Source organism: Thermogutta sp. (genome assembly GCF_039793925.1).
GTDB lineage: Bacteria > Planctomycetota > Planctomycetia > Pirellulales > Thermoguttaceae > Thermogutta.
The window spans coordinates 1-19,947 of the sequence record NZ_JBAMME010000263.1; the positions used below are offsets into that span (position 1 = coordinate 1).

Annotated in this window: 13 protein-coding genes; 8 read left to right on the top strand and 5 right to left on the bottom strand. The window is 56.3% G+C overall.

Annotated features, from left to right (window positions below; all coding sequences use genetic code 11):
• Positions 1-412: 412 nt before the first annotated feature.
• The 5 genes from ABJK56_RS13000 (at position 413) to ABJK56_RS13020 (ending at position 8,578) form a co-directional block, all read left to right on the top strand.
• Positions 413-1,111 carry a CerR family C-terminal domain-containing protein gene (locus ABJK56_RS13000; RefSeq protein ID WP_347245095.1) on the top strand — a complete coding sequence of 233 codons (699 nt, stop codon included), beginning with the start codon at positions 413-415 and terminating at the stop codon, positions 1,109-1,111.
• 171 nt (positions 1,112-1,282) lie between these two features.
• The gene (locus ABJK56_RS13005; RefSeq protein ID WP_347245096.1) at positions 1,283-2,707 is read left to right on the top strand and encodes an HlyD family efflux transporter periplasmic adaptor subunit; all 1,425 of its coding nucleotides are present in this window, start codon (positions 1,283-1,285) and stop codon (positions 2,705-2,707) included.
• The gene (locus ABJK56_RS13010) at positions 2,704-6,258 is read left to right on the top strand and encodes an efflux RND transporter permease subunit (RefSeq protein WP_347245097.1); all 3,555 of its coding nucleotides are present in this window, start codon (positions 2,704-2,706) and stop codon (positions 6,256-6,258) included. The genes ABJK56_RS13005 and ABJK56_RS13010 overlap by 4 nt, the downstream gene beginning before the upstream one ends.
• Before the next feature lie 256 nt (positions 6,259-6,514).
• A complete protein-coding gene (locus ABJK56_RS13015) occupies positions 6,515-7,537 on the top strand; it encodes a sugar isomerase (protein ID WP_347245098.1) in 1,023 nt (340 codons plus the stop codon).
• Between the two features lie 219 nt (positions 7,538-7,756).
• Complete coding sequence (locus ABJK56_RS13020; RefSeq protein WP_347245099.1) at positions 7,757-8,578, top strand: PIG-L deacetylase family protein; 822 nt, start codon at positions 7,757-7,759, stop codon at positions 8,576-8,578.
• A 114-nt stretch (positions 8,579-8,692) separates the two neighbouring features.
• Here ABJK56_RS13020 and ABJK56_RS13025 read toward each other — a convergent pair whose 3' ends face one another.
• The 4 genes from ABJK56_RS13025 to ABJK56_RS13040 form a co-directional block, all read right to left on the bottom strand.
• Positions 8,693-10,015: a nucleotide sugar dehydrogenase gene (locus ABJK56_RS13025; RefSeq protein ID WP_347245100.1), complete on the bottom strand. Its 1,323-nt coding sequence runs from the start codon at positions 10,013-10,015 to the stop codon at positions 8,693-8,695.
• A 257-nt stretch (positions 10,016-10,272) separates the two neighbouring features.
• Positions 10,273-12,726 (bottom strand): DUF4962 domain-containing protein, encoded by a 2,454-nt coding sequence (locus ABJK56_RS13030; protein ID WP_347245101.1) that lies wholly within the window; start codon positions 12,724-12,726, stop codon positions 10,273-10,275.
• Positions 12,727-12,909: 183 nt separating this feature from the next.
• Positions 12,910-13,974, bottom strand: coding sequence for a uroporphyrinogen decarboxylase (gene hemE / locus ABJK56_RS13035; RefSeq protein WP_347245102.1), 1,065 nt, complete (start codon positions 13,972-13,974; stop codon positions 12,910-12,912).
• A 245-nt stretch (positions 13,975-14,219) separates the two neighbouring features.
• Complete coding sequence (locus ABJK56_RS13040) at positions 14,220-14,963, bottom strand: hypothetical protein (protein WP_347245103.1); 744 nt, start codon at positions 14,961-14,963, stop codon at positions 14,220-14,222.
• A gap of 567 nt (positions 14,964-15,530) precedes the next feature.
• Here ABJK56_RS13040 and ABJK56_RS13045 point away from each other — a divergent pair.
• The 3 genes from ABJK56_RS13045 to ABJK56_RS13055 all read left to right on the top strand — a co-directional run bounded on the left by ABJK56_RS13045 (position 15,531) and on the right by ABJK56_RS13055 (position 19,095).
• On the top strand, positions 15,531-15,920 hold the full coding sequence (locus ABJK56_RS13045; RefSeq protein ID WP_347245104.1) for a cupin domain-containing protein: 390 nt from the start codon (positions 15,531-15,533) through the stop codon (positions 15,918-15,920).
• A gap of 165 nt (positions 15,921-16,085) precedes the next feature.
• On the top strand, positions 16,086-17,774 hold the full coding sequence (locus ABJK56_RS13050; RefSeq protein ID WP_347245105.1) for a PQQ-binding-like beta-propeller repeat protein: 1,689 nt from the start codon (positions 16,086-16,088) through the stop codon (positions 17,772-17,774).
• A 55-nt stretch (positions 17,775-17,829) separates the two neighbouring features.
• Positions 17,830-19,095, top strand: a complete 1,266-nt coding sequence (locus ABJK56_RS13055) for a right-handed parallel beta-helix repeat-containing protein (protein ID WP_347245106.1) — start codon at positions 17,830-17,832, stop codon at positions 19,093-19,095.
• Positions 19,096-19,146: 51 nt separating this feature from the next.
• Here the strand turns inward: ABJK56_RS13055 and ABJK56_RS13060 are convergent, their stop codons facing one another.
• On the bottom strand, positions 19,147-19,824 hold the full coding sequence (locus tag ABJK56_RS13060) for a Crp/Fnr family transcriptional regulator (RefSeq protein WP_347245107.1): 678 nt from the start codon (positions 19,822-19,824) through the stop codon (positions 19,147-19,149).
• Positions 19,825-19,947: the final 123 nt, after the last annotated feature.

The window sequence follows — 19,947 nt, forward strand, 5'->3', positions numbered from 1 at the left end:
GAAAAATCGTCCCTCTGAAAGCGTAAGGCACTTGAGAATGGACGCACAAATGGCTGCGGTAAAAGCGTGGTCCCAGAGGGACCACCACAATCCATTCCCGCCCGCATTGAATCGCTGTCCCCGGAAATGCTACTTGCTTGTGTGACGGCTCGCAACCGGGCCGTCCCTTTCACACACGGAGCACCACGCTTGTCGCGCCCGATGACATTCACGCAGGCGCTTGCCGAGCTCCGCACTCTTTTTCTTTTCCCGCTAGAAGAAAACTGCGGTTCCCTGCAACTTGCCTTTGAAACAATTGTTTAATACAATCGTTTGACGAGGATCGGGGAATCAAATATGGCCAGATTACGGGTATTGCCTCGTCTGGGTTGGCTGACAGGGACCGGTGAGAGAAAGGAGTGATTTGTCGAGGATGTCGCAGTTCCCGGAAGACACAAAAAGCCGACTCCTGACGGCAGCCGGTGAGTTGTTCGCCGAACTTGGCTACGAGGGAGCCACGGCGCGGCAGATTTGTGAACGCGCGGGCGTCAATATCGCGGCCATAAACTACCATTTCAAGTCCAAAGAGCATCTCTACGTGGAGGCTGTGAAGGCGGCAGCACCACTATTTCGTCCGGAAGAGGCTGATCTTGAACTCCGTCTGGCGGAAGTTAAGAAATCCGGGGACCGAGCGCAGGCCGTGCAATTGCTTGCTGATTACATCCGTCTGATGACTCGCCACATGATCGCCGAGGTGGTCCCCGAGTGGAAAGTTAAACTCATGATGCGGGAAATGCTTGAGCCACATGAGGCCTGCTGCGAGTTTTTCCGCCAGCACATCCAGCGTAACTTTGCAATTCTTTTGGGAATACTGGAGGTACTACTCCCTGAAGAAATGCCGCTCGAGCGCAAAATTCAAACAGGGCTGAGCATCGTCGCGCAGTGTGTGCATTACCGGATGGCACACGATACGCTGGACTTTCTCGTGCCTCCGGAGTTGAGGGACAAATTCACGGCTGAAGATGTTGCTCGGCACATCATTGAATTCACGTTGTCGGCCCTGGGGTTAGCCTCGCCTTATGTTACCCAGTGGACGGAGGAGGCCGATTCCCTGGCGAAGGCCGGGAGTTGACGGGGCCGAGAGAGGTTTCCATGGATCTTTGTCCTTCACAACGTCCGATGCGAATGTGTATGGCGCAACAAAGGGGTGCTGCGGCGAAAAAGTTTGAAATTGGGGTACACGTATGATTTAGCGGTTAAAATTCCGCGTTAATACCGTCTGTGTCAAAGGGACTGGTTCATCATGTTAGGGCCAGCGCGAGCGTCGCATTCGTTAACGTTGCTGGAAACGATTATCAACATCGTGGTACCGCCCGTCGTTGTGGCGCTTGGTGTGGTGGGTTTTTTTGTTTTGAAGGCGCTCAGTAAACCCGTTCCCCGAGAGGTGCCCGAGCAACCTCTGCCAGTGGTGCAGACGGCGCAGGTGGTGAAGCATTCTGGCGGGCTGGAATTGGCCACGGATGGGCTTGTCGTTCCCTATCGAGAAATCCAATTGGCGGTCGAGGTGGATGGACGTGTCATAGAGAAAACACCCCAGTGCGAAGCGGGAACATTTGTTACCAAGGGGACTCTCCTTCTGCGCATTGACAAGACGGACTACGAAATTGAGGTCAATCGCTTACGCGAACAGTTGCGGCAGGCAGAAGCCGCGTTGGCAGAATGGGCGGTTGATATTCAAAACACGCAAAAGCTCCTCGAAATTGCTCAGCAACAACTGGAGATAGCCAAGCGCGACTATCAGCGTGCGGAGCGCCTGTTCGGCAATAACGCAATCCCGCAGGCAGAATTTGATAACGCGAAAAAGTCCCTCCTTTTGGCGGAGCAGGAGGTGGTCAATTTGGAAAACCAGCTCCGCACAAAGCAGGCATCGAAAGATCGACTGGAAGCCGTGCGGGATCAAGCCGCCGTCCAGCTCCAGAAGGCCGAAGTTGACCTGGCCCGCACAGAGATTCGCGCACCTTCCGATGGCGTGGTGGTGAACGACTTGGTGGAAGAAAATACATATGTGCGAAAAGGGACGACCGTCCTGGTGTTCGAAGACACATCCCGTGCACAGGTCAATTGCCAGTTGACCATGCGTCAAGTAGCGTGGCTGTGGGCCATGTTGGAGGGATCTTCGGTGGATGCAAAGTTGGCCACGGGAGAAGCCTACAAAGTTCCCAAGCTTCCCGTGACGGTGGAGTACGAACTGGACGGACGGGTTTTTTATTGGGATGGCACGCTGGATGGCTATGAAGGTTTGGGCGTGGACGATCGCACACGTATGGTCCCGTGCCGGATTCTGGTGCCCAATCCCACAGCGGTCAAATCGAAAGCGGCCAACAGTGCTGGTGCTCAGGCAACATCGCCCATGCGGCAGCCTCCCGCACTGGTTCGTGGGATGTACGTTTCCGTGCGGATTCATGTCAATCCGAAGATGGCCGTGCTTCGTGTTCCCGAGCGGGCGATTCAGCCAGGGAATGTGGTGGGACGGGTTCGGGATGGAAAGCTCCGGATGGTCCCGGTGGAATTCGCTCAGGTGGTACCGGAAGGGGCTCTGGTCATTGCCCCTCCCGAATTGCTTCGGGAAGGTGATAGCGTCGCTGTGTCTCCCACCCCCTTCGTGGAGAATAATCCCTTAGCCTTCTCCGAGGAAGGGCTTCCTGTCGAGGTGCAGTCAGTCCTATGAAATCCGTTCTTCGCTGGTCGATTCGAAATACCCCCGCGATGAACACGCTGCTTATTGGCATCGTGGTCGTGGGGTTGCTGAGTTTATCGCGGATGCGCCGGGAAGTGTTTCCCGAGTTCAACCTCGACATGATCCTCATCACAGTGCCTTATCCGGGGGCCAGCCCCACTGAAGTGGAGGAGGGGATCTGTCAGAAAATCGAGGAAGCGGTGCACTCTGTCGCGGGGATCAAGAAAGTGTACGGAGTGGCACGTGAGGGCGCCGGATCAGTGATCCTGGAGCTGCAAAGTAATGTCGCCGATCCCCAGCGCGTCCTCGACGAAGTCCGCTCGGAGGTGGACCGTATTCCCAGCCTTCCAGAGCTGGCCGAAAAACCCGAGGTGCGTCTTATCACGTTGCGCCGGGCAGCTATCACGGTAGGAGTGATAGGGCCGGACTCTGATGACCCGCGTGCCGAGCGGGCCCTCCGGGAAGTGGCGGAAAAAGTTCGCGACGAACTGGTCGCACTTCCCCACGTCAATCAGGCAGACCTGATGGGGGTTCGCGCCTATGAAATTTCTGTGGAAATCCCAGAACATATCCTTCGCAAATACGGACTAACCCTCCAGCAGGTAGCCCAGATTATCCGCCGTGAGAACATTGAGGTTCCCGGCGGGACTCTTCGATCTCACGCTCAGGAAGTTCTTCTGCGCGGAAAAAACAAGGGGTTGACAGGCAAGGAGATCGCCGACATCCCGCTCATCACGTCGGCAGATGGGACCATCCTTCGGCTGGGCGATGTGGCCACTGTTCGCGACGCCTTCGCGGACACAACTGCCTTCAGTCGGATCAACGGGCATCCGGGGATGGCCATCGTGGTCAGCAGTACGTCTGACGAGGACATCATCAAGACGACGCACGATGTCCATGAATATGTGGCGAGAAAGAAGTTACCGCCGGGATATGAATTGGTGACCTGGGGCGATTTTTCGACCTATGTGCGGGATCGCCTCAATTTGCTGGCCCGCAACGGGCTGCAGGGACTCATCATCGTCTTCGTACTCCTCGCCATCTTCCTGGAGATTCATCTGGCTTTTTGGGTCGCCCTGGGCATCCCTATTGCGATGCTGGGCACCGCGATCATCATGCAATGGAGCGACCAGACGCTCAACATGATGTCCATGTTTGCCTTTCTGATGGCTCTGGGCATGCTCGTCGATGACGGCATCGTCATTGGTGAAAACGTTTACGTGCACCGACAGATGGGCAAGAGCTACATCCAAGCAGCAATTGACGGCACGGCCGAGGTGATTCCTTCCGTCACCACATCGGTTTTGACCACCGTGATCGCCTTTGCGCCTTTGTTTTTTGTCCCAGGTATTATGGGTAAGTTCATTTGGCTGTTGCCTTTTGGTGTGATCACGATGCTCCTGGTCTCCCTCGCGGAAGCGATTTTCATCTTGCCCTGCCACCTCGCCCATGATCCGCGTCATCGTCGGGAACGTGAGCGCCGCCTGATGGAGTTGGAGGACTCCCAGGAATTAGGGAAGGGTGAAGGCGATGTCCCGGCGATACGGGGGCGGCGGCGTCAGTGGCTGGTGCTCCTTTGGCGGATCGCCAGTGTGGTTGTGATGGCGGCCGTTTTAATGTTTCTCGCCAGTGGCACCGTGCCCAGCGAGACCGCCTGGATTGTCTGGACCGCCGTGGTGCTGGCCGTCGGACTTCCCATTCTCGGGTTGTATCTGCCGGCGATTGAAAGATTCACTAACGCTGTTAACTTTTATGCGGATTCGGTATTGCAGAAGTTTATCGACCGGGTTTACACGCCGGTCCTCAAAGTGGCTCTTCACTTCGCTCCGGTCAGTTTCAGTGTTGGCCTGGCAGGGCTGATTACGGCTTTGGGACTTGTGGCCTCGGGGTTGGTTCCCTTCATTCCTTTTCCCAAGTTGGATTCGGAATTCTTGGAAGCGCAGGTTTACTATCCCGCGGGTACGCCTGAGGAGGTGACAAAGCAGGCCACGGCCGCGATGGAAGAGGCAATCCGGGAGATCGACCGGGAGTGGCGTGAAAAGGGCATTCCGCTTGTCAAGACGATTTATCGCGTGGTTGGGGAAACTTCGGCGGGAGCTCTTCAGATAGGGAACGAACTTCCCACAGGTAGCCATTCCGGGAAGTTAGAAGTGGAGCTCGTCAGCGCTGAAGAGAGACCTATTACAAGTGAAGTGATCATAAAGCTATGGAGAGAGAGAGCGATGAAACTGGGGCGGAATTTCCCCGGGGCGGAAAGTGTTACGTTCCAAAGCCAATCGCGGGGACCCGGGGGTACGCCCATTGAGTTCCGACTTGTTGCACCCGTGCACAAAATGCAGGAACTGGAAGAAGTAGTGGAGAAATGCAAGGCCTACCTCGCTCAAGTTCCCGGTGTGTTTGATATCCAGGACGATGCGCGGGTGGGCAAGTGGGAGTTCCAGATTAAGACCAACGATAAGGCCAAGGCATTAGGGGTGACCCTGGCCGATCTGGCAGGTACAGTCCGCGCCGCCTATTACGGGGAGGAGGCCATGCGGCTCCAGCGCGGCCGTCACGAGGTCAAAGTAATGGTCAGGTATCCGGAGGAGGAGCGCCGTTCCCTCGCCCATTTTGAGGATATTCGCATCCGCACGGGGAATGTGGAACGCCCCATCACAGAACTGGCTCAAATTACAATCGAACGGGGATATTCGCAAATCAACCGGCTCGACCAGCTTCGGGCCATCGCCATCACGGCCGACGTGGACGAGGCCGTGGTCAACTCGCAGAAGATCGTGGAGGAGCTGAAGTCAAAGGTCATCCCGCAGTTGCTTGCGGACCCCCGTTATTCAGAAATTCAGGTCCGCTGGGAGGGAACCCAGGAGCAGACGAACGAATCCATCCAGGCCATGATTTGGGGATTGCTGGTGGCTCTGGTCGCCATGTTCGCGCTGCTCACGCTGGAATTCCGTTCCTACTTCCAGCCGATCATCATTATGCTCATCATTCCGTTCGGACTGGTGGGGGCCATCGTCGGACATGTAATCATGGGAATGCCTTTGACACTGATGAGTATCTTTGGGATGGTGGCCCTGACGGGCGTGGTCGTCAATGACTCTATCGTGCTGGTGGACTTCATCAACATGCGGGTGGAAAACGGCATGTCGGTCAAAGAAGCCATTGTCGATGCGGGACGACGGCGTTTTCGACCGATTATGCTGACCTCGATAACCACTATTGGAGGGCTGGCCCCCCTGGTTTTTGAACGTTCTGTCCAGGCCCAATTTCTCATCCCTATGGCGGTGACGATTTGTTTTGGCCTTATGTTCACCACCGTGCTTGCGCTGCTTTTGGTCCCTGTAGTCTATCTGCTCTATAGCTGGGTCATGCCGGTCAGGGTGGCAGAGGAACTTGTGGAAGAGGGCATTCCCGGCGGTGCGGACAGAGATAGAACCGTTCAGCGGGAACCAGAACGTGAACGTGCAGCGATTGTCGAGTCGGCCTTTTCAATTGAGGAACCTGCAGAAACCTCCGAGCCTTTCAACGTGCCGCGAAGTTTTTGACGGGTTGATCCTCTGGTGTGATGTAGCCGGTTATCAGGACCCACCGTCTAAACCTCCTGGGGCCCTGATGAGGGAATGCTCGTATGCCGGGAGCTGACAAAACCCGGCAAGCAGACCCGAATTGAGGGTTTCAGATATGGGTCCGGCCCCGCAGTCCAGTTCACTCTCACTTATCCGCTGTATCTGGTAGAATGACGCGAACGGTGGAGGGACACTATCTTTGCAGACCGACACATAGTTGGAGAGGGAGTTTGCGATGAATCTGCGAGAGGAACGCTATGCCCGCTTCGCGCTGGTTCGCGAGATGATGGAAACACCCGAGATTCTCGCCCGTTTCGATCCTGCGGTGGCCGACGAAGCCTGCCGGATTGTGGAACAGACGAAACGGCTGTTTCTGACGGGTGAGGGGTCCAGCAGGATTTTCCCAGCGAAGAATCTGATCTATGAGAACCTGCGACGCGGCGGCGTGTGGACCATCGCAACCGACGGGGCACGTCAGGCCCATGAATACCGCCTTCGGGACTTCACGGTTTTCGCAGCCAGTAACAGCGGTAAAACCAAGGAAGTCATTTCCTTGTTCATGAAGCTGGCTGAGGAAAACCATCCGCGTCGCCTCGGACTAACAGCCAACAGGGGCGTGAAACTTGAGGAAGTCAGTACGCAGTGTTACCACCTGACGTGTGGACCGGAAAATGCTGTGGCGGCTACAAAAAGTGTTGTGGAACAGGCTTTGTTCTATCGGGCGATTCTTGCTCAGGCAGAGGGGGACGACCTGCTGCGTGTTTCGCGGAGTGAAGCGGCAGAAGCCGCCCGCCAGGTTCTGGAAATGCCCATTGATCCCGAACTGATTCAAAAACTGGTGGCGGCACCGCTCATTTATTTTGCCGGGCGGAATAACGGTGTGGCTGAGGAGCTGACGCTCAAAACCAACGAAATCACACGCAAAAAAAGCGATTTCCTGGAAGGGACTTACGCCGTCCACGGCATCGAAGAGGTGATGGATGCCAATGAAGTGATGGTGGTGATCGAGCCTTTCCCGGCTGAAATGGAAAAGTTCCAACAGGTGCTCGCGGAAAAAGTGGGCTTGACGATCATCGCCATTTCGGCCGAACCAACGATTTTTCCCACTATTCGAATTCCCACCGTGCCCGGTTATGAAACGGTCCTCCAGCTTTTGGCGGGCTGGAATTTGCTTGTTGAAGTGGGAGTCGCGATGGGAATCGACCTCGATAAACCGGTGCGGGCCCGTAAAATTGGGAACGAGTTTCAACCTGGTTGAAGTTGATTGTTAGGTACGAAGGTGAACTCCATTCCGTCGCTGCTTGCACGCTATGGCAGAGGCAGTTCGCAAAATCAACGACTACGGACCATTCGCGTTGGTTTTCCACAAGCTGCAAAGCTGCTTTGTTTAGATGGTGTGTTGAGATAGTTGGTCAATCATTTAGGTGATCATTGGCCGATAGTTTGCTGCTTAGAGAACGAAGGATGCTCACCTATCATGGCGCAGGGGATAGTTTATAAGCGGCGAGTCGGTGATCGAAAAATCGTTTCCTCCGATGTGCGGGAGATTTTCGACGATTGGCAGGACCAGCAGGAGAGGTGGATGTTCGTCTCGCCGCACGATGACGACGTCGTTATCGGTGCGGGACTGACCGTGCAGACAGGACTTGCCGAAGGGGCCGAGGTTCACGTGGTGATCACTACGGATGGTCGGATGGGATACTGCCGCTTGCCGCAGCGGAGGACGATTATCCGTATTCGTGCGGACGAAGCCCAGGAGGCATATCGGACATTGGGACTCCCTCCGGAAAGAATTCGCGCTCTGGGGTTTCCGGACTGTAATCTCAATGCCTACCGTGGGCGGCATTTCACGACGATCGGTGATCCCACGGAAATTGAAGGCGCCAGCGGCCTGCAGAATGCCTTCCCCTACGTCCTGCGGCAGGTACGGCCCACACGAGTGTTTCTTCCCACGCCCACTGATCTTCATCCCGATCATAAAATCGTCTATGAGGAGATGCTGATCAGTCTCTTTCATGCGCAGGGCAGTATTTGGCCGGAACTCGGACCGCCGATTCAAAAGGTTCCAGTCGTCTATGAGTACGCCACTTATTGCGATTTTCCGGAACCCCCGCAAATTCAGCTTGTGGTGCCCGGTGAATTTCACGAGCGGAAGCTAAACGCTATCCGTTGCTTTGCCAGTCAAGAGCAGATCGAGGTCCTTGTCGAAGTCCAGCGCCGCACCGGTCCGATTGAATATCTTCGCCAGGTGGCTTTTAACTTCTATTCTCCGGAAAAATATTCACATCTTTTTGAATAAACGGAATCGCCCTGCTTTAACATAGATCACTCCGGTCTCCAATGACTGAAAACCCCTTTGGGTGATTGTCCGCGCGGCTGAAGGGACCTTTTCTCAAAGAATTTCTTCTCGGGATCACGCCTTCCGAATTTTTTCTCGTCCGCACTTGACGTTTTTCGTGGCGTTCCGCGTATCGACGATTAAAGGAGCATGTCGAACAATAAAGTCGTAGTCATAGCAAGAGTGGTCCGTGGCAATGAGCACGCAATCTTGGGAGGCCAAAAACTCTGGAGTCAGTTCGGAACTGGTCATTTCCGGAACGCGGAAGTGACGCATCTTGGGAAGCTTGGGAATGAACGGATCGTTGTACGTCACGATCGCGCCGCCGTCCAGCAGCATTTCCATCAATGCAAAGGACGGGCTCTCTCGGGGATCATCGACATCCTTTTTGTAGGCCATGCCCAGGATACACACCTTGCTTCCTTTCAGCGGTTTCCCATGTTCGTTCAATGCCTTAATGACCTGATGAATTACATATTCGGGCATAGAAGTATTGATCTCGCCGGCCAATTCTATAAAACGGGTGGTCATGCCGTGCCGTCGGGCGAGCCAACTGAGATAGAAGGGATCGATCGGGATGCAGTGTCCACCCAGACCAGGACCGGGATAAAATGCCTGGAACCCGAACGGCTTTGTTTTGGCTGCTTCAATCACCTCCCAAATATCAATCCCCAGTCGCTGGAAGAGCACTTTCAATTCATTGACCATGGCGATATTCACCGCCCGATAGGTGTTTTCCAGAATTTTGCAGGCTTCTGCGACTTCAGCGCACGAGACCGGGATGACCTGCACCACCGCATGGCTGTAGAGGGCGGCCGCCAGCTCGGTGCTTTTGGGTTCGATACCCCCAACCACCTTGGGGATCCGCTCTGCGGAATAGTTGGGATTCCCCGGATCCTCGCGTTCGGGACTGAACGCGAGGTAAAAGTCTTGGCCAACTTTCAGCCCTGTTGCCTCGAGCACCGGCAGCATCACTTGCCGTGTGGTGCCGGGGTACGTGGTGCTTTCCAGAACCACAAGCTGGTCCCGCCGAAGTACTTTGGCGATCGCTTGGGTGGTTCCCTCAATGTACTGGAGATCCGGGTCCCGGCTTTCATTGAGTGGGGTGGGAACACAAATGAGAATGGCGTCGGGCTCGTTGAGCCGGGACATATCGGCGGTCGCTTCGAATCGCCCAGTGCTGATCCATTCCTGGATCCACTGTGAAGGAATATGCCCGATGTAACTTTGGCCCTTATTCAGCTTGTGCACTTTGGTCTCATCGATATCGAACCCAATTGTGGAGAATCCCGCCCGAATGAACGCGCGAAGCAAAGGCAATCCTACATAACCCAGGCCAATAACGCCCACTTTGGCCTTTTTCTCATTGATTCTTTGCAGGACCTCTTCGTACGTCATAACTTTGTGTCTCCCATGCGTCTGAGCTGCACACCGGTTGAGTTACCGACAGTTTGAATCAGGCACGACCAGCGTGATTGACCACAACCCCGCGTATGAGGGGTGACCGGTGGCCAGGAAATGGTTCCTGATAAGCTAATGTAGCATATTCCGTCGGAGGCGTACCGCGTCAGCCAAAACGCGGTGCCGCACAACCGGCTTGGGATGCCGGTCACAAGGGTGTTGTCGGGCTTCAAAAACCTTGGCCTTTCTGAGCATTACGGAGCGGCAGGCACTACTCCATCGACGATCACAGTTCGTGTCCCCCGCCTGTCCTTTCCCTGGCGGGATATGAGGATTTTCCCCTCTGTATGCAACTCGCCGAATTGCAGGGACTGCGCCTCGTCTCTGGGTAGGAGCAGCGTGGCCGTTTCGCCGGGCCAGTTGAGAACGAGCACGTATCCCCCATCGTGTTGCTTCATCATGACTTGGGGGGACTGCTCGTTGCCTATGCGGTGCGGATGATAAACAGTAAGGAATTCAATCTGCGATGATTTTTCCGAAGTTTCGGCCGTCAGATGCCATTCCCTCACGGTAATTCTCGGCCGGGGATTGGGATCATATGCGTTCGTCTGTGTGAAAGTGAGCTTTTCCGGGCTCAGGAACTGGACGGGACATTCGACATCACCCACTCGGGCAACAACGCGGTTGCCGTCAACGTGCATCTTCTCCGGGCTGTGGAGCCAGTATTGATATTTCACCGGACGCGTGGCGACTAGCCGATCGTAAATGACGATCCATTCCGGCTTGAGGAACATGATCGTCCGGGTAAATCTTTTGAGGAGAGGTTGTCCCTGGCCCTGGGCATCGCCGGGATCACGGTAGCAGGAGCCTGCTTCGCCTTCCACGACGTCAATTTCCGGAGAGGTGTAAAACGCCGTGATTTGTCCACGTGTCTCGGCCGAGTGGGGAACCTGGCCAATCCCATCCACCGTAATACTATTGACCGATCGCGTGCTCCACATCCAGCGAACGTGGTGGGCACTCCCATACAGATCCCGACGTCCGCTGGAAACAAAAAGGCGAGCATTGTACGCCGTGAGGAGGAAGGAGTTGTTGGCGTCGTACCCATGCGACTGCGTGCCGAAGGGACTCGATTTGAAGAGAATCTGAACATTGTCGCGGGCATCAAGGAGGGTGGTGTTCAGGGCGGCTTGGCCCGTCCCGCGAAATACTCGCGAAGTGGGCAGGTCATCCGGCGGCTGGGATGGAACTTTGGGAAGTGTTCCCCGGACGAACTCCCAGAACTCCCTAGGTTGCGGCGGTCCGCCCATGCTTTCCACATACCACATCCAGTGGGGATTGCGGGCCTGAACCGCAAAAATGGACATGAGAGGTACGTTACTTCGCGCTTCCCGAGTGCAGGCCAAATCGCCGAAACCGCCCGTCACGGCGTGGGGAGGCATTAGATACATCGCATAGTAGCCCGCTTTAGAAAAGTACGGCTTCTGGAAGGCGTTGATTCCGAACATCGCTCGCATGATGTCTGCCCACCACGTGAAGCGTTCCATGTAACTCGCCCAGTAGCTGGAACCCTCATGCCATCCACTGTCGTCATCGCACCAGACCGGATAAGTGTTGAAAAACACATTGAGGGCGAACCACGTCCAGTCATCTGCTTCAGGAATTTCGCCGTGAAAAGTGATTCCCACCTCGCCCAGAAAATGCCAGGCTCGATTGGCATGGCTGTTATACGGTCGCCAGAAATGCTGTGGGCAGAGCGTACGGTACATTTCCGCTCCCCGAATCCGCATGACCTCGCGGCATTTTTGGCGCTCTTCTTCGGAGAGTAGGTCATACACAAACGTGTAGGTGCGTGAGAAATAGTAGGCGTAGGGCATTCCCGCCTCGTCGTTGTAGCGAAAACCCGTCGAGCCGACGGGGTCCCATTTCGCGCAGTCCAGAAGAATTCTTTTGGCGAGTTCTCCGTAAGGCCTATGACCGCCTACGCGATAAACGAATCCCAAAAGTGCCGATGTTCCGAGGGCGCGAATGGTGTATTCGCGGTTTCCCCACCAGATTTTTGCCCATTCGTCGCTCTTTCTTTCCACGGTGGAGGGATACTTCGGTGGTTCCTCAGTAGGCGGGGGATTGCGGAGGGCACCTTCGCACCGCGCGACCAGCCGCTCCCAAAGGTCTTTCAGCTCGCCTTCCGCAGCTGCCCGCAATCGGGGAAGGTCCCCCGGTCGAATAAATAGGCGGGGATGATTGGCCGGAATTCTCGCCAGTAAGTCATCCCGGGGTGGCATCGGCATAACAACGGCGTTTTGAGGAATAGTGAATTGCCTCACGCGGCTCCAGTTTGTTACGCCGGTCTCGGTGCGTCCACGATACCGCCAGAAATACTGGCCTGCCCCGAACGTCTTCGGTGGGCAATGAACATTCCAGATGATTCCGCTTACCTCGTAAGCCATTTCGCGAAAATATGAGTCTCGCGCAACCTGGATTTCCCAATCCTGGACATTGGCTTGAGGACGCCAGCTAAACGCCGGTGGGTCCGTGGCGGAGATCGACTGATGCTCTGGACGGTAGCCCCATTCCCCTGGCTGGGCGGGCGATTCGTCAAGCACTGGCCGAACTTCTTGTCCTGAAGCCCGATCGCCGACCCATAACGCAGGTGATAGGGTCAGGAGTAAACAGAAAGCCATACGAAGTCCGCTCAGACGCTTCATGAAGGGGCCTCCCCAACTCACACGGATTGCACGTGATTCAAATACGGGAGAAAGGTGCAAGTTGCACCACTGGAATAACGCGGGTAGCCCTATTGTGCTGAAAGGCCCTTCAGACCGCAAGTTGCCGGGATATGTGCAGTCCACGCCTTTGCCTGCCTGAAGGACTCTCGGTGACTCGGTTTGCTAAGACTGAGGCAGTTGTTGAGGGTCCCACGCGTGCACAAAATCGACAAGGGCGAGTACATTCTCAACGGGCGTCGATGGGAGGACTCCGTGCCCGAGATTGAAGATGTGCCCCGGACGCCCGCGGGTTTTCTCCAATATGCGGCGGGCTTCTTCGAGGACGAATTCCCGCGACGCGCAAAGGACAGCGGGGTCGAGATTTCCTTGGATTGCGTGGTCTTCGCCAACGGCTGCCCAGGCGTCGGCAATATCCACCCGCCAGTCCACGCCGATAACCTGTCCGCCAACTTCAGCCTGAAGCGGAATCAGGGCCGGGTTTCCCGTCAGGAAATAGATGACGGGAACGTGCTGGGGCAAGTAACCAAGCACGGCCTGAGTGTAGGGCAGAACAAACTGCCGATAATGTTCGGGAGACAGACATCCTGCCCAGCTATCGAAGAGTTGGATCGCTTGCACTCCAGCGTCGACCTGGCCCTTCAAATACCATCCCACGGACGGCACCAGGCGATCCATGAGTTCCTGCCAGGCCTGAGGGTAGGCAAACAGAAAACGTTTCGTGCGTTCGAAGGAGCGAGACGTGCGGCCCTCGATGGCGTAAGCGGCGAGTGTGAACGGGGCACCTGCAAAGCCGATCAAGGGAATCTCCGCTGGAAGGTTGGCTCTAGCCAGCCGTACTGCCTGGAAGACAAAGTCCAAGGCATTCAGATCGGCGTCTTGAAACTCACGAACGCGTTCTACATCGCGAGGATCTCGCAATGGATTGCGGATGACTGGTCCTTCGTCGGGACCAAACCGAAGATCGAATCCCATCGGTTCCAGAATGGGCAAAAGATCAGCGAAGAGAATTGCCGCATCAACGCCCAGTCGGGCCACCGTGCTCACCGTAATCTCGGCGGCCAACTCTGGAGATCGACACAACTCAAGGAAGGAGACCTTTTCACGGAGCTGGCGATACTCTGGCAAATACCGCCCGGCTTGCCTCATCAACCAGATGGGGACGCGCTCCACCGGCTCGCGGCGGGCTGCCTTCATGAAACTGCTTTGCTCCCAGGGAAGCGCTGGCATACTCCTTGTTCTCGCTGAAAGGTAGACGGTTGCGGATGATGCATCCCCGACTTTGCGTTCATCGTACCTGCCTGTGATGTGATTTTCTACCGTGGGACACCCGCTCGATGTCCGGGTCAAAACCGGTGTGCTGAAGAGTGCTCGGTTTTCTCGACAAAAAAGAATCGCCCGAAAGCTCATGGCCTTCGGGCGACGGGTGACTCACTCGCAAGCGGTCCCTGGGAACAGGACCGGCCTCATTGATTTCAGGCATTGGGAGCCTGAGGAAGCGGAGCCGGGGCAGTAGGCTTCTCGGCTTTCTTGGGGGCTGGCTGCTCAGCCGGGGCAGCTTCGACGCCGCAGCCGCACTCGCTCACGACACACGCTCGCTTTTCGCAACCAAGGAGGTTGCGGAGGAAGTTGAGGACTGGCCGTTCGCATCGCGGCTTGCAGGCGGGCTCGCAAGCGGGTTCGCAGGCCTTTTCACAAGCCGGCTTCTCACATGCGGCCTCGCACTCGCGGCAGTGGAGGCGGTGATGGAGACGGCACAGCGGGCCACAAACCGGTTCTTTGCAGGCCGGTTCGCAGGCAGGCTCGCATGCCTTCTCACAAGCGGGTTCACAAGCCTTTGCCTGTTCGCAGGCGTTGCAACCAGGCTGGCCGCAGGTCGGGCAGGCGGGACCAAGCACTTTGCGAACAAGGTGTCGCACAGGCTGCGGGCGGCAAGTGACGCATTCCGGGGCACAGGCCGGTTCGGGCACAGCGCACTTGGCCGGTTCGCAGGCCTCGCAGGCCGTCACGTGCCGGTGGGACGCGAACAGATCCCGCAGGCCGGCAAACAGATCACAACGTTTTGCCCGTTCGCAGGGCTCACATGCCGGGGCTGGCTGGGCGCAAGCCTGACAGCCCTCGTCGAGGCTGACCATGCGGCCGAACATGTCGGCTCCCCAGCTTCGGCCGCACAGCATCGCGCTGATCACAAGCGCTCCCAGTAGCAGTGTCTTTCTCATCGAACGTGCACTCCTCTAAACGACCTGAGAGAGCGTGGCCTTCCAACCTGTCGGCCCCAACCCGAGCACCGCACACGGCCGCTGCGCGACGCGCTCAATCTCGGTCAGTGGGTTCTCCCATGGGTTAGAACCGACTGGGTGGATTAGGGTCGCAGCGCGGGAAGGATCGCACGCGTCCCTCAAAACCCAACTGATTCGCGTCAGGTCCGTCGAACCATTCCGTGGTTCGATTGTTCCCCGTCGGTTGCCTGACACGCCTCCTTCTGGCTGCTTCAGAGCCTCGCGTTGGCGAGGTTCAGTTTTCGTAATCGGCATTCGAGTTGAGCACCCTTGAGCGTGCGCAAGTTTATTTCTGAAAATGGGTTACTATTCTGAAGAGGTGGCTTTTTTCTATTGCGAAGAATAGAAAGACGGGGCAATATTTAACGGCAGGATCTGATCACAATCAGCCGTTAAACTTTCTCTATGTTTTCCGCGGGTGGCGATCGGTAGCTCCGCTCATGCCACCCCCACAGGTCAATGAAGCCTATCTTGAATTGCCCTCACGCCCCTCCCACAATAGCGCTCATGAGTGACAGACGCTATCGACTGGCCGACTTCAACCAATTACCCGGCGTGGCCTGTCCCTGCGGCACGGCTTACCGGGCGTTCGCTGACGTCCCAGAGTTTCCCGGCACGATTCACAGGACAGAAATCCACACAGCCGCCCGGCCTCACTTCCACCGCAAGTTGACGGAAACTTACTACGTCCTGGAAGCGGAGCCAAATGCGTTTCTGGAATTGGATGGCGACGTCATACCCGCTCGCCCGGGGGTCTGTGTTGTTATCCCACCCGGTGTGGTTCACCGCGCCGTCGGGCGGATGGTGATCCTCAACATCGTGGTGCCCAAATTTGATCCCAACGACGAAGTCCTGCTGGACGATCCAAAAGACCATCCCTCGGAAGAGTCTTTGTAACCGTCCGGCTGTGAACCCGTGCAACATGATCAGCAGCTACCCAAACGGCGACAGGAATGGGGAAAAGTTGACCAGCGATCGGGCGGGTTAGCACTCTCCTGTCTATCCCGTAGAGAAAAGACAACCGCGGCAGCGCTTTCCAGCAGAAGGGGACGGAGGGACACGATGACAGACGTTCGGCCACGGCCTGTTGGGGATGCTGAGGGGCCTGTGTTGCTGGTTAGCGTGGTTGTTTTCGCTCTGTGTGGGTTGAATGCTGACCGAAGCACCTCGGCAGGGGACTGGCCGCAGCTCGGCGGCTCATCGACCCGGAATAATGTCTCGCCAGCCACGGGTTTACCGATGACCTGGTCGCTGGGTGAGGTTGATCGTGCCACCGGACAGTGGATTGGCGGGCCAACCGCCCGAAATATTCGCTGGGTCACATCGCTGGGAAGCGAATCGTACGGCAGCCCCGTGGTTGCAGGGAAAAAGATATTTTGCGGGACGAACAATGGTCAGGGGTACGTACCGCGGTATCCGCCGAAAGTGGATTTGGGATGTCTCCTATGCCTGAGCAGAGAGACTGGGGCTTTTCTTTGGCAGTATTCAGCGCCTGTGCTGCCTGATTCTGCGATGAACTGGCCGGAACAAGGCCTCTGTTCCACGCCGCTCGTCGAAGGAGACCGGCTTTGGGTGGTTACCAACCGGGGATGTGTCGTTTGCCTCGATACCGAGGGGTTTTATGACGGCGAGAATGATGGGCCGTTTACACAGGAGGAATCGACAGATCTCCGTGAGGCTGACGTGGTGTGGGAACTCAACATGATCGAAAGACTGGGGGTTCATCCCCGGTATATGACGTCCTCCTCGCCCACGGCGTGGGGTGATTTGCTTTTTGTTGTCACCTCTCATGGCGCGAATGAAAAAGGCAAGATTATCCGGCCGGATGCTCCCAGTTTTCTCGCATTAGACAAAAAAACTGGACAAATAGTCTGGGCCGATAGTTCGCCCGGTGATCGCATTCTGGAAGGGCAATGGTCCAGCCCGGCCTGTGGAATTCTGGGAGGTGTCCCACAGGTGATCTTTGGAGGAGGGGACGGTTGGGTCTATTCGTTTTTGGCAGAACGCACAACGGAGGGGAAGCCGAAACTCCTGTGGAAATTCGACGCCAATCCCAAGAAAACGCGTTTTGAAGAAGGGGGACAGGGAGACCGGAATTACCTAGTGGCTGCCCCCGTGATCGCTGATGGCAAAGTGTACATTGTCACGGGTCGGGATCCCCAATGGGGTGAAGGCCCGGGCGATCTCTGGTGTATCGATCCTACAAAACGTGGAGATATCAGTGCGGAGCTGGTCGTCGATTCGGCCGGAAATCCGGTGCCGCCGCGGCGAACGTTTGCCGTCAATGAGAGTCATGGGGAGCGCGTCGTCCCTAACCCCAACTCGGGTGTCATCTGGCATTATCACGGCCAGGACCTCAACGGGAATGGAAAGCTAGAGTTTGAAGAAACATTGCATCGCACGCTGGGAATGCCCGCGGTGGCAAGGGGAATTCTTGTCGTGGGCGATGGCTCCGGGATCGTCCACTGCTTGGATGCGAAAACGGGACAATTGCTGTGGACTTACGACATGATGGCCTCCGTGTGGGGATCGCCGTTGATCGCCGACGGAAAGATTTATCTGGGGGACGAGGAGGGCGATGTGGCCGTGTTTGAGCTGGCCCGCCAAATGAAACTCCTAGCCGAAAATCCTATGGTAAGTTCCGTCTATACTACTCCGATTGCGGGGGACGGCGTGCTTTACATCGTGACCCGGCGCCACTGTGTCGCGATCCGATCAGATTCCATGGAATCAACAGGCAGCACGCCATGATAGTAAAACCACGATCGGGGAACAAATGAGAAAATGCTCAGGAGGTGCGGCAGCCATGCGACCGGCAAATAAACGTACGGTGTGGCTTTGCGCCGTCGTGGCAATTGCCGTGATCGGCGGGATGGGTGCGGAGAGAGCTTGGGCGCACGAGTGGTACGTGACCAGCAATGGCCGCCCGCAGAATTCGGGGACCCGCGAATCGCCGTGGGATTTGGAGTCGGCACTGGGTGGCCGACAGAAGATTGACCCGGGGGACACGATCTGGATATCGGGCGGCAGCTACCGCTTCCCGGATCGTTCGCTCAATAGTCCGGGGTTTACCGTTCGGCTGGTGGGAGAGCGGGACAAGCCAATTCACGTGCGTGCGATTCCGGGAGAGCGCGTGACCATCGACGGGGGATTAAGCGTGGTCAGCCCCAGCGATTATGTGTGGATTTGGGATCTAGAGATTCTGGTTTCGGAAAACTTCACGATGAGCCGCGAACTGAGCGAACCGGGTTCGCATCCTCAAAGCTATGGCAGGCCGTGGGGTGGACTTAACATTCACGCGGGAAAAGGCTGCAAGTATATCAACCTTGTCATCCATGACAATGCCCAGGGGGTCAGTTTCTGGCGAGGAGCCACCGACAGCGAGTTGCACGGCTGCATCATCTTTGACAACGGATGGAAGGCACCGGACCGCGGCCACGGCCACGCGATTTACACCCAAAATGAAAATGGTATCAAAATCATTTCCGATTGCATTATGACTGGTGGATTTGGATATACGATGCATGCCTACGGGTCGGAGCGAGCGTTCGTCGATCACTATCTCGTGCAGGGGAATGTCGCCTACAATGGCGGGACCTTCCTTATTGGTGGCGGTCGGCCCAGCCGTGATATTCGAGTCCTGGACAATGTTTTCTACAATGTCAATCTCCAGCTGGGCTATTCTGCTCCATTCAACGAGGATTGCGAGGTCCGCAACAACATCCTCGTAAACGGTAATCTGGCAATCAATCGGTTTCGCCAGGTCGTTCAAGAGGGCAATCTCATTATTCCAGTTGGGGCACCGCGACCCGACGAAGCGGCACGGGTCATTCTTCGCCGGAATCGGTATGATCCCATGCGGGCGCACGTCATCGTGTTCAACTGGAAGAAGAGTGCCACCGTGGATGTGCCCCTGGATAGTTTTGCAACCCCGGGAATGATCTATCGTTTTATGGATCCGCGGGATGTGTACGGGCGTCCTGTTTTACAGGGGCAGTACACAGGTCAACCGGTGCGGCTGCCGATGCAAGGGGAATTTGGCGTGTGGGTGGTATTATTACGACAGCCCTGAGTTGCTGCGGTGCGCAGTGGGGCAGCGTTTCTGAAATTCCACCACTCCCTATCATTCGAGCCGTGCCAGCTCTTCCAGTTTTCTCTTGTTGATAATTTCCAGCTCGTTGCGGGCGAGGTGTTTGATCGCTCCCGCCAATTCCAGCCGACGGAGCACCCGCGAAAACGTTTCACTTGTGAGGTCAAGTTGGGCCGCAAGGTGTCGCTTGAGGGTCGGCAGCCGAACCTTCCGATGATCCCGCTGAGATTTTTCTAGAAGTAGCCTCGCAACCCGGCCTGCCGCGTCGCGGAGCGTCAGGTCTTCCACCAGATCCACGAGACGTTTTACCCAAAGGCAAAGGCTGAGGAGCAGTTGCCGGCACAGCTCATGGTCTTCTGCAATCAGCTTCTGCAAAGGTTCGAGAGGAAGAAGCACGCACGTGGTGGGGGATACCGCTTCGGCGCAGGCAGGACACGAAAAATTGCCGATGGCGGCCACTTCGGCGAATGTTTCTCCAGGACCAACCAGGTGGAGTACCCGCTCTCGGCCCTGGGGCGTGCGCTTGAAGATCCGTACCAGCCCGGTGCCCACCACATACATTCCCGGGCAGGGTTCATTCTGCACGAAGATGGTTTGGCCGCTGCGAAATCTGACGACTCGGGCAATGGCAAACAGTCGTCGAAAAGCCGTTTCGTTGACATCCGCGAAGAACGGGCAATTCTCCAGGATTTCTACTGCTGAAGGTGACATGATAGGTTGCGAAATGAGGTGGCTGATTGAGGTCGCCAAAATTTTTCGCCGGACTTGATCTGCGTCAAAATCTCGAAAGGTCTGAGCCCGTATTATAGCGTTGGATGGTCGATCAGCGGGATG

Excerpts from the sequence above, each read along its gene's own strand:
- ABJK56_RS13005 (WP_347245096.1), top strand. The coding sequence starts at position 1,283 with ATGTTAGGGCCAGCGCGAGCGTCGCATTCGTTAACGTTGCTGGAAACG.
- ABJK56_RS13015 (WP_347245098.1), top strand. The coding sequence starts at position 6,515 with ATGAATCTGCGAGAGGAACGCTATGCCCGCTTCGCGCTGGTTCGCGAG.
- ABJK56_RS13055 (WP_347245106.1), top strand. The coding sequence starts at position 17,830 with ATGCGACCGGCAAATAAACGTACGGTGTGGCTTTGCGCCGTCGTGGCA.
- ABJK56_RS13040 (WP_347245103.1), bottom strand. The coding sequence starts at position 14,963 with ATGAGAAAGACACTGCTACTGGGAGCGCTTGTGATCAGCGCGATGCTG.
- ABJK56_RS13000 (WP_347245095.1), top strand. The coding sequence starts at position 413 with ATGTCGCAGTTCCCGGAAGACACAAAAAGCCGACTCCTGACGGCAGCC.
- ABJK56_RS13030 (WP_347245101.1), bottom strand. The coding sequence starts at position 12,726 with ATGAAGCGTCTGAGCGGACTTCGTATGGCTTTCTGTTTACTCCTGACC.
- ABJK56_RS13060 (WP_347245107.1), bottom strand. The coding sequence starts at position 19,824 with ATGTCACCTTCAGCAGTAGAAATCCTGGAGAATTGCCCGTTCTTCGCG.
- ABJK56_RS13010 (WP_347245097.1), top strand. The coding sequence starts at position 2,704 with ATGAAATCCGTTCTTCGCTGGTCGATTCGAAATACCCCCGCGATGAAC.
- ABJK56_RS13020 (WP_347245099.1), top strand. The coding sequence starts at position 7,757 with ATGGCGCAGGGGATAGTTTATAAGCGGCGAGTCGGTGATCGAAAAATC.
- ABJK56_RS13025 (WP_347245100.1), bottom strand. The coding sequence starts at position 10,015 with ATGACGTACGAAGAGGTCCTGCAAAGAATCAATGAGAAAAAGGCCAAA.
- ABJK56_RS13050 (WP_347245105.1), top strand. The coding sequence starts at position 16,086 with ATGACAGACGTTCGGCCACGGCCTGTTGGGGATGCTGAGGGGCCTGTG.
- ABJK56_RS13045 (WP_347245104.1), top strand. The coding sequence starts at position 15,531 with ATGAGTGACAGACGCTATCGACTGGCCGACTTCAACCAATTACCCGGC.
- hemE (WP_347245102.1), bottom strand. The coding sequence starts at position 13,974 with ATGCCAGCGCTTCCCTGGGAGCAAAGCAGTTTCATGAAGGCAGCCCGC.